Source organism: Nocardia sp. NPDC057353 (assembly GCF_042667085.1).
Lineage (GTDB): Bacteria > Actinomycetota > Actinomycetes > Mycobacteriales > Mycobacteriaceae > Nocardia.
On the sequence record NZ_JBHVAK010000043.1, the window covers coordinates 51,475 to 59,793 of the forward strand.

Annotated in this window: 7 protein-coding genes; 2 read left to right on the forward strand and 5 right to left on the reverse strand. The window is 71.3% G+C overall.

Annotated features, from left to right (window positions below; genetic code table 11):
• Positions 1-2 precede the first annotated feature (2 nt).
• From ACFUUZ_RS21640 to ACFUUZ_RS21660, 5 genes are read right to left on the reverse strand one after another with little or no spacing between them, the layout of a single operon-like run.
• Entirely contained in the window at positions 3-2,408 is a 2,406-nt protein-coding gene (locus tag ACFUUZ_RS21640) for a CoA transferase (RefSeq protein WP_378698906.1), read from the reverse strand.
• 9 nt (positions 2,409-2,417) lie between these two features.
• Positions 2,418-3,368 (reverse strand): enoyl-CoA hydratase/isomerase family protein, encoded by a 951-nt coding sequence (locus ACFUUZ_RS21645; RefSeq protein WP_378698908.1) that lies wholly within the window; start codon positions 3,366-3,368, stop codon positions 2,418-2,420.
• A 27-nt stretch (positions 3,369-3,395) separates the two neighbouring features.
• A complete protein-coding gene (locus ACFUUZ_RS21650) occupies positions 3,396-4,508 on the reverse strand; it encodes a M24 family metallopeptidase (protein ID WP_378698910.1) in 1,113 nt (370 codons plus the stop codon).
• Complete coding sequence (locus tag ACFUUZ_RS21655) at positions 4,498-5,736, reverse strand: M24 family metallopeptidase (RefSeq protein ID WP_378698912.1); 1,239 nt, start codon at positions 5,734-5,736, stop codon at positions 4,498-4,500. Before ACFUUZ_RS21655 ends, ACFUUZ_RS21650 begins: the two co-directional genes overlap by 11 nt.
• Positions 5,733-6,908 (reverse strand): amidohydrolase family protein, encoded by a 1,176-nt coding sequence (locus tag ACFUUZ_RS21660; RefSeq protein ID WP_378698914.1) that lies wholly within the window; start codon positions 6,906-6,908, stop codon positions 5,733-5,735. Before ACFUUZ_RS21660 ends, ACFUUZ_RS21655 begins: the two co-directional genes overlap by 4 nt.
• 234 nt (positions 6,909-7,142) lie before the next feature.
• Between ACFUUZ_RS21660 and ACFUUZ_RS21665 the strand changes: the two genes are divergently transcribed.
• Positions 7,143-7,829: a TetR/AcrR family transcriptional regulator gene (locus tag ACFUUZ_RS21665; RefSeq protein ID WP_378698916.1), complete on the forward strand. Its 687-nt coding sequence runs from the start codon at positions 7,143-7,145 to the stop codon at positions 7,827-7,829.
• On the forward strand, positions 7,745-8,248 hold the full coding sequence (locus ACFUUZ_RS21670) for a hypothetical protein (RefSeq protein WP_378698922.1): 504 nt from the start codon (positions 7,745-7,747) through the stop codon (positions 8,246-8,248). Before ACFUUZ_RS21665 ends, ACFUUZ_RS21670 begins: the two co-directional genes overlap by 85 nt.
• The last annotated feature ends 71 nt before the right edge of the window (positions 8,249-8,319 follow it).

The following is an 8,319-nucleotide window of genomic DNA, read 5'->3' on the forward strand; positions in this document are numbered from 1 at the left end:
AGTTACGGCGTTCCGCCGACGATTCCGTCGGCGAAGAGCTCCGCGATCTCCGCCTCCGCCAACCCCAACTCGCGCAGAATCTCCTCGGTGTGCTCACCGAGGAGCGGCGCGGGCCGGGTGTGGAGCTGGGTCGGCCCGTCGGAGAGGGAGAACGGGAGGGTGCTGTGCCTGGCGGTGCCGAAGACCGGGTGCTCCACCGGCTCGAAGAAGCCGCGGGCGGTGAGGGGTGGGAGGTCGGCCTGGTGGTGCGGTTGCTGCACCTCGGCGACCGGAACCTCCGCCGCCCAGAGGATTCCGACGATCTCGTCGGGGGTGCGCTCGGCGCACCAGTCGGCGAGGTGCCGGTCCAGGAGGTCGTGGTGGCGGCGGCGTCCGGCGGCGGTGCACAGCTCCTTGTCCAGGGACCAGACGGGGGTGCCTAGCGCCTCGCGCAACCGCCGCCACTGGGCGTCGTCGGTGACGGCGATGGCGACCCAGAGGTCCTCGCGGCCGAATTCGTCGGTCCCGGCGGCCCGGTACAGGTTCTGGGGGGCGGCGGTGGGGCCGCGGTTGCCGTCGCGGGCGAGTAGCGCGCCGTAGGCGGAGTACTCGATGACCTGCTCGGCGGCGACGTTCATGGCCGCCTCGACCATGGCAGCCTCGATCACCACGCCTTCGCCGGTGCGGCGGCGGTGCTCGAGCGCGAGGAGCAGGGCGTTGAGGGCGTGGATCCCGGCGTTGGGGTCGCCGATGCAGTACGGCTCGATGGGGTTGGTGTCCGGGTAGCCGGTCAGGGCGGTGATGCCGGAGGTGTCCTCGATGACGTAGGCGAAGGCGGGGTTGTCGCGCCACGGGCCGTCCAGGCCGAAGCCGGGCATGCGGAGCATGATGACGTCGGAGCGCAGGGCGCGCACGCTCGCCGCGTCGAGCCCGATCTGCTCGAGCACCCGGGGGGTGTAGTTCTCGACCACCACATCGCAGGTGGCGACGAGCTTCCGCAGCAGCTCCCGTCCGCGCGGGGTGCGGAAGTCGACCGCGAGCCCGCGCTTTCCGGTGTTCAGCCCGGAGAAGATGGGGGAGCGCTCCCACCACTGCTCCTCGGTGGCGGGGACGCCGGCGATGAGCCGGGTGCCGTCGGGCCGTCCGGCCGATTCGACGTGGATGACGTCGGCGCCGAGCAGCGCGAGGTAGTGGGTGCAGGACGGGCCCGCCCAGAAGGTGGTGAGGTCCAGCACGCGCAGCCCGCGGAAGGCGAGCGGGTCGCTTGCGTCTCGGTCGGCCGGCGGAGCACCGGTTCTCGGCACCGGTTCCGCTGACCGGTAGTAGTCGGTGTGCTCACCGAGCCGCGGCGCGGCGGTGGGCTCGCGGAGCAGATCCGGTGAGGTGCGGTAGGGCGGGCCGGGCTGGGTGAAGCCGTCGCGCGGGTTGGTGGTGAAAAACTTCCGTGCCACGTGGTGGTCCAGCCCGGCGACCGTGGCCCCGTCCGCGACCGGACCGTTCGGGATCCTGAAAGCGGTGGCGAGGTCGCGCACGACATCGACGGGCTGCTCCGCCATCCACGCCTGGATCTCGGCCGCCTTGGCCCCGGCCCGCTGGGTGATCGACAGCTCGGTGTCCTCGTCGATCCACTCCGCGTGCCCGACCATGGCGCACAGGTCGTACCACTGCTGCGCGGTCCCGCAGCCCACCGCGACCAGCCCGTCCGCGGCGGTCGCCACGCCGGGCACGCTCACCCTGCGCTCGGTGCGGAACGGGCGGCCCAGCCCGTCGTGGAAGGACACCGGGAAGTAGGTGAGGCCGAGTATCTGGGTCTCCAGCATGGAGAGGTCGACCAGCGCGCCGCCGCCGCGGAACCGGGCGACCTGGGTCGCGACCGCCGCGTGCGCGCCCGCGAACCACTCGCCGATCCGCCCCCCGACGTGCACCGGCGCCCGGTCCGGCGCCCCGCGCCCCAGCCCGACGATCCCGCCGGACCACGCCTGCAGCGTGAACTCGGTCGCCGCCCGCGAACTCCACGGCCCGGTCAGCCCGAACGGCGTGATCGCGGTGACGACGAGCTGCGGGTATCTGCGCCGCAGCGCCTCCGGGGTGAACCGGGGGTGCTCGGCCAGCCGCGACCCGCCGGACCACACCGCCACGTCGGCGGCGGCCAGCAGCGAGTCCACCAGGTCGAGGTCGACGTCGGCGGCCGGGTCGGCGGCGACGCTCTCCGTGGAGCAGGCGAGGAAGGAGAAGAGCGCCCCGTCCGATCCGGGCGGGATCTCCGCCCCGGACGCGGACCACGCGCGCAGCGGATCCCCCTCGGGCGGCTCGACCCGCACCACCCTGGCACCCCCGTCGGCGAGCAGTTTGGCGCAGTACCCGCCGGGAATGCCGGTGGCCAGATCGACCACCAGCCAATCCGCAAGCGGCGGCGAAGCATTCGTCACAGCCAACCCCTACGGCTTGTTCCGACCCGACCTGCTGAGCCGGAAATCGGGCGGGAAACGGTCGTCGTTGTCCTTGACCGAGTTGTTCAGCCCGCCCTCGAAGGCGTTGTCCAGCATGAGGTCGTCGGAGTCCGCGGCGATGTGCCCGCCCATGGACTCGAAGAAGCCGCTGAGCAGGCTGCCCATGTACTCGCCCTGCTGCTGCTTCATGATCTCGAAGAAGACCTTCTGCATGAACACCGTGTCGGTGGGGCGGTTGCGCGAGCAGGCCAGCGCGTACTTGGCGGTCTCGGCCTCCAGCTCGGCGCGCGGCACCACCTTGTTGAGGAAGTTGCACTCGTACATCTCGGCGGCGGAGAAGGCGCGGCCGGTGAAGACCATCTCCTGGAAGCGGCGCAGCCCCATGGTCTGCGCCCAGGTCCACATGCGCGGGCCCCAGCCGTAGTAGCGGAAGGAGGGGTGGCCGAAGAGCGCGTCGTCCGAGGAGATCACCAAATCGGCGTCGGCGGCCTGGTAGAAGTGCCAGCCGTAGCAGTAGCCCTTGACCTCCAGGATGGAGATCTTCTTGAACTCCTGCAGGCTGCGGCAGCCCGCCGAGGCATTGGCGTACCACTGGCTCACCGAGGCGCCGTGCCGGAACGAGCCGCGCGGGGGGTAGCGCACCTCGTCCGGGCCGATCCGGAACTCCGCGAGCCGCGGGCCCTGGTCCTCGGATTCCTGCATCGCCATGAACTCGGGCAGGTCGGCGCCGGTGCCGAGGTCCCGGCCCTCGCCGCGGACCACGAGCACCTTGACCTCGTCGTCCACGCTGGCCCGGTGGATCAGGTCGGCGTAGCGGAGGCGGGCCGCCGCGGTGGGCGCGTTCAGCGCGTCCGGACGGTCGAAGGTGATGGTGGCGATCCGGGTCTTCGGATCCTTCTCGTAGCGGATGATCTCTTCAGCGGGAGGCTGATCGGACATGGACGGCTCCTTCGCCGGAAGAGGGAATCAGGGCGCACCCGTGAGAAGTTCGGCCCCGTCGTCGGTGATCAGCACCGCATCGCGGGTGAACACCGCCCCGACGCCCGACTCCCACACGTACCCGGTGAGCGCGAGCACCATGCCCGGCTCCAGCCGCTCCGCCGCCGCGGTGGCGGGCAGCTGCGGCGAGACGACCGGCGGGTCGAACCCCATCCCGAGCCCGCGCGCCACCGGCATCGGCGGCAGCGGCTCACCGGCGCCCTCGTACGCCGCGAGCAACCCGCTCGACGGCGCACCCGCCCGGCTCGCCGCGAGCAGCCGCTCACGCACCACGGAGCTGCGCCGATACAGCGCGGCGACCGCCGCCTCGTCCCCGCCCGGCACCGCGACGGTCCGCCCGACCTCACCGATGTACCCGTCCCCGAGCACCCCGGCGGAGATCGCCACGAGATCCCCCGCCCGCACGGTCCGCTCGGCGTCGGCCCGCCGCCACGGATGCTCCCGCGAGGTCACCCACACCGAATCCTGTTGCGCCGGAGTGCTGATCCCCCCGGCCGCCATCGCCTCCAGCAGCACGCCGGTGAGCGCCTGCTCGGTCCGCCCCGGCGCCAGCTCGGCGGTGGCCGCCGCCAACCCGGCCTCGGCCACCCGCAGCGCCCCGCGCAGCACCGCCACCTCCGGCTCGGTCTTGATCCGCCGCGCCGCCCGCATGGCCTGCTCGCCGTCGACGAACTCGGCCTTCGGGAACGCCATCGGCAGCAGCTGCGCGAAGGTGGGGGAGAGGCAGTCGGTGCCGACCCGCGCCGCCGTGGCGGCGCCGGGGATGTCGCGCAGCACCGCCATGGTGTTCACCGGGTTCCAGGCCAGCCCGTACAGGTGGTCGTGCGGGATGTCGTCCGGGATCCCCTCGTCCCAGGTGCTCAGCAGGTGCACCTCGCCGGTCTCCCTGACGATGGTGGCGACCGGCCCGAACGGCCGGGTCCCGGCCACCCAGAGCTGCGGGGCGCCCGCCACGTAGCGGGCATTGGCCTGCCTGCCGAGCACGAGGACGTCCAGGTCATGGGCTTGCATCTGTGCCAGTGCGCGATCGCGCCGCCCATGCCGCAGGGCGCGATCGTCCGGCAGGATCTCAGTTCCCATAGGGGGCGTACGGGTAGTCGGTGAGCGGGGTCCAGCCCGCCTCGGTGATCACGATGATCTCCTCGCTTCGGTATCCGCCGGTGCCGTCCTCCCAGACGACCGGCTCCAGCACCAGCACCATCCCCGGCTCGAAGACGAAGTTCTCGTCGTACTCCGGGCCCAGGTCGGTGCCGATCATGGGCAGCTCGGCGGCGCTGACGCCGATGCTGTGGCCGAGATAGAAATGCGGCAGCCAGGGCTTGGCGCCGCCATTGGCCGCGATCGCCGCGCGGGTCAGGTCGGCCGCGGTGGCGCCCGCCTTCGTCACGTCGAGCACCGCCGTCAGGATGGTCCGCCACTGCTCGAACTGCCGCTGCTGCGCGGCGTTCGGCTGCGCGCCGACCAGCCAGGTGCGGCCGAAGTCGGAGCAGTAGCCGCCGTAGGTGATGCTCACGTCGGTCCAGAGCACGTCGCCCGCCTCGAGCTCGCGCTCGGTGGTGAGCAGGGGAAGCGCCAGGTCGCCGTGCGTGGTCCAGACCCCGTCGGCCTTGGTGTCCGGCATGACCTGCCAGATGGCGTCGAGCATGTTCGCGGTGGCGCCGTACTCGAAGGCGCGGCGGACGAAGCCCGCGGAGAGGTCGATCTGCCGCCTGCCGGGGGCCAGCGCCGCCTGCACCTCGGTGACGGCGCGCTCGGTGATCCGGCACGCGGTGCGGATGCAGGCGACCTCGTCCGGCGTCTTGATCAGCTTGGCCGGGCCCACCACCAGCGCCGCGTCCGTCGGCGCGCCGCCAGGGAAGATCTGCTTGCCCGCGCGCAGCATGGCGCCGGTGTGCTCGTCCACCGCCACGCTCGACCCGGCCGGGATCAGCTCGGCCAGCAGCCGGGCGAACTGCTCGACGCCCTCGTCGAATTCGAGGTAGACCGGGCCGTGCAGGTGGTCGGCGGGCAGGTCGCGCTCGGCCGATGCGCCCTCCCGGAACGGCAGGAACAGGTGCGGCCACGGGTCGTCGCGCAGCACCACCGCCACCGGGCGCTCGACGTGCGAGAGCCCGGCGTCGCCGAGCGGCCAGTTGGCCCCGGTCGCGTAGACGACATTGCTGTTGTTCAGCAGCACCAGCGCGTCCACGCCCTTGGCCGCCATGCTCGCGCGCAGCCTGGCCCCGGTCTCCCGCCGCATCCTGGCCCGGTCCGGGACGTCCGGGATCGGGAAGGCGACGTCTCCGCGCCGGGTGGCGAAGGCGGTCATCCGGCCAGCCCGAGGAAGTCGAGCACATTGCCGCTCACGATGCGCGCCGCGTCCTCGGGGCCGACCGCGTCGACCACGGTCCCGATGGACTTCTCCGAGTAGCCGAAGGTGCTCTCGTTGTGCGGGTAGTCCGAGGACCACATGACCCGGTCGCGGCCGATGTGGTCGATGAGCGAGAGCCCGAGCGGGTCGACCATGAACGAGGCCCGCATGTGGTTCTGCCAGTAGTACCGCACGTCGTGCTCGACCGGCCGGTCCAGCATGTGCTGGAAGGAGGCCAGCATGTGCTCGGCGTCCTGGATGGCCGCGGGCACCCAGTTGATGCCGCCCTCGAACCAGCCGACGCTGAGCCCGGGGTGCCGGTCCAGGATGCCGCTGAAGATGTACTTGGAGAACAGCTCCCGGAACGGCGCGACATTGTGCATCATGCCGACCGCGACGCTGTTCACCTCGCAGGGCGCCGAGAGCGGCGACTCGCCGATGTGGTGCGAGACCGGGACCCCGGACTCCTCGATCGCCTCCCAGACCGGCCGCATGGCGGTGGAGGCGTAGTCGATGACCCTGCCCTCCTCGTCCTTGCCCGCCGACAGCGGGAGCAGGAAGGTCCGCAGCCCCAGCGACTTCAGCTCGGCCAGCGTGCGGCGGGCGCCGTCGCCGTCCCACCAGTTGATCAGCCCGACGCCGTAGAAGCTGCCGTTCGACTGCTCCTGCAGCTCGGCGATGTAGGCGTTGTAGGTCCGGAAGCAGAGTTCGCGGATCTCCCGGTCCGGGTAGAAGAGCAGGGCGAGCAGAGCGTTCGGGAACGCGAGCTCCTTGGCGATGCCGTCCGCGCGCAGGTCGGCGATCCTGGCCTCGAGGTTGCCGCTGCCCGACCCCTCCAGCGGGTCGTACTGCATCAGCACGTGGCTGAAATCGCCGGGCAGGAACGACTTCCCCTTGCGGCCGAGCTGGAAGGCGCCGTCCTCGTACCAGACCCGCGGCGCCTTGTCCTTGAGCTCCTCCGGGAACCGCTCGAAGAAGATGTCGTGCGCGAGCGAGATGTGGTTGTCCGCCGAGAACACCTCGGTGCCCGCGGGCAGCCCCAACGCCCCCGCCGCGTGCCCGCGGCGATCCTTCGGTGGCCCGAATCCACCGGGCGGATACAGCGAGGTGCTGCTGGTGGGAACCGACATCGTGACCCTCCCATTGGGATCGATTCGTGGTGGGAACGACGTTATCACAATCGGAGAGAAGGATATCCGTAGATCCGCGGAATTTGCCCCAAAATTCGGCTTCAACCAGCGAGAATGACGTTATCATCCGCAGTCGAGGGAAGGGCTTGGAGGCAACTTCCCCTGAGACCCTTGTCACACCGCCCAAACCAACCTACTGTGTGTTCACTAGGTTTTGTCGGACAGGAACTCCTCGTGACCACTCCCCGCCCCTACGCCACCCTCCTCGCCAAGGGCGAGGACCGCAGGCAGCGGATCCTCGGCGTCGCCCAGCGGCTGCTCACCCGCAACGGGTGGCGCAGTACCAGCCTGGCCCAGATCGCCCGCGAAGCGGGAGTCACGCCTGCCGGGCTGCTGCACCACTTCCAATCCAAGGAGCAGCTGCTGCACGCCGTCCTCGACGCCCGCGACGCGGACGACGCCAGGGACGCGGACCTGACCAACGACCTGCTCGCCGAGATCCGCCGGGTGGCGGACCGCATGGCCCGCTCCCCGGAGCTGGTCGGCACCTTCGTCGTCCTGCTGGTGGAGAACCTGCTGCCCGAGGCTCCCCTGCACGATCGGCTGCTCGACCGCTGGAAGGTCGCGGTCGAGATCGTCGCCGGGACCATCCGGCAGAACCAGGAGATCGGACGGTACCGGCCCGACCTCGACCCAGAAATCCGGGCTATGGAAATCGTCGCCTTCATCAACGGAATGGAGATCTCATGGCTGCTCGACCGAACGATCCCGCTGACCGAGGTATTCACCGAGTACACCAGGTCTCTGGCTCGCGACTTCGCTTCAAGTGGGGAACCATCCGCTACCGGCTCGACATCGTCGGGGTCGACGTCCTCGACGTCGTCCAGCATGCGGGCGGGTGGCTCTTCGACCGCGCCGTAGCGGGCTGGGACGTCACCGTGCTGGTGGCCGATCTCGCCGACGCCAGGCCGCTGCGCATCCTCGGCGCCGAGGTGCTGGAGCTGGAGTCGGTGCTGGCGACCGGCGGGCGGGGCAGGCAGCCGCACGCGCTCGCCATCGCCTCCGAGGTGCTCGCCGCCGACACCAGGACGCACCGCGGGCTGGTGAAGGCGCTGGACGACGGCGGGATGGAGGTGGTGGTCTGGGGCGAGAGCTGGCCGCCGCCGCCCGAGCACCGCATCGAGCCGGTGGTGCACCGGCTCAGCGTGGCGGCGCAGGCCTTCAAGGCGCAGGCGCTGGCGGCCGCCGGGGTGCCCGCGGTCCCCGGCGAGGTCGAGGTCTTCCGCAGCGGGCTCTCCGCCTTCCCCCCGGTCGGCGCCGATCTCAGCCCGGTGGGCTGAGCCCCGCTCCACCCCCCAGCCGAGCCGGTCGTGACCGGGAGCGTCCCGCTCCGCGACCTGCACGGCCGTCA

What these genes read in the sequence shown, in the direction of transcription:
- ACFUUZ_RS21645 (WP_378698908.1), bottom strand. Translation starts at nt 3,368, where the DNA reads ATGTCCGATCAGCCTCCCGCTGAAGAGATCATCCGCTACGAGAAGGAT.
- ACFUUZ_RS21650 (WP_378698910.1), bottom strand. Translation starts at nt 4,508, where the DNA reads ATGGGAACTGAGATCCTGCCGGACGATCGCGCCCTGCGGCATGGGCGG.
- ACFUUZ_RS21655 (WP_378698912.1), bottom strand. Translation starts at nt 5,736, where the DNA reads ATGACCGCCTTCGCCACCCGGCGCGGAGACGTCGCCTTCCCGATCCCG.
- ACFUUZ_RS21660 (WP_378698914.1), bottom strand. Translation starts at nt 6,908, where the DNA reads ATGTCGGTTCCCACCAGCAGCACCTCGCTGTATCCGCCCGGTGGATTC.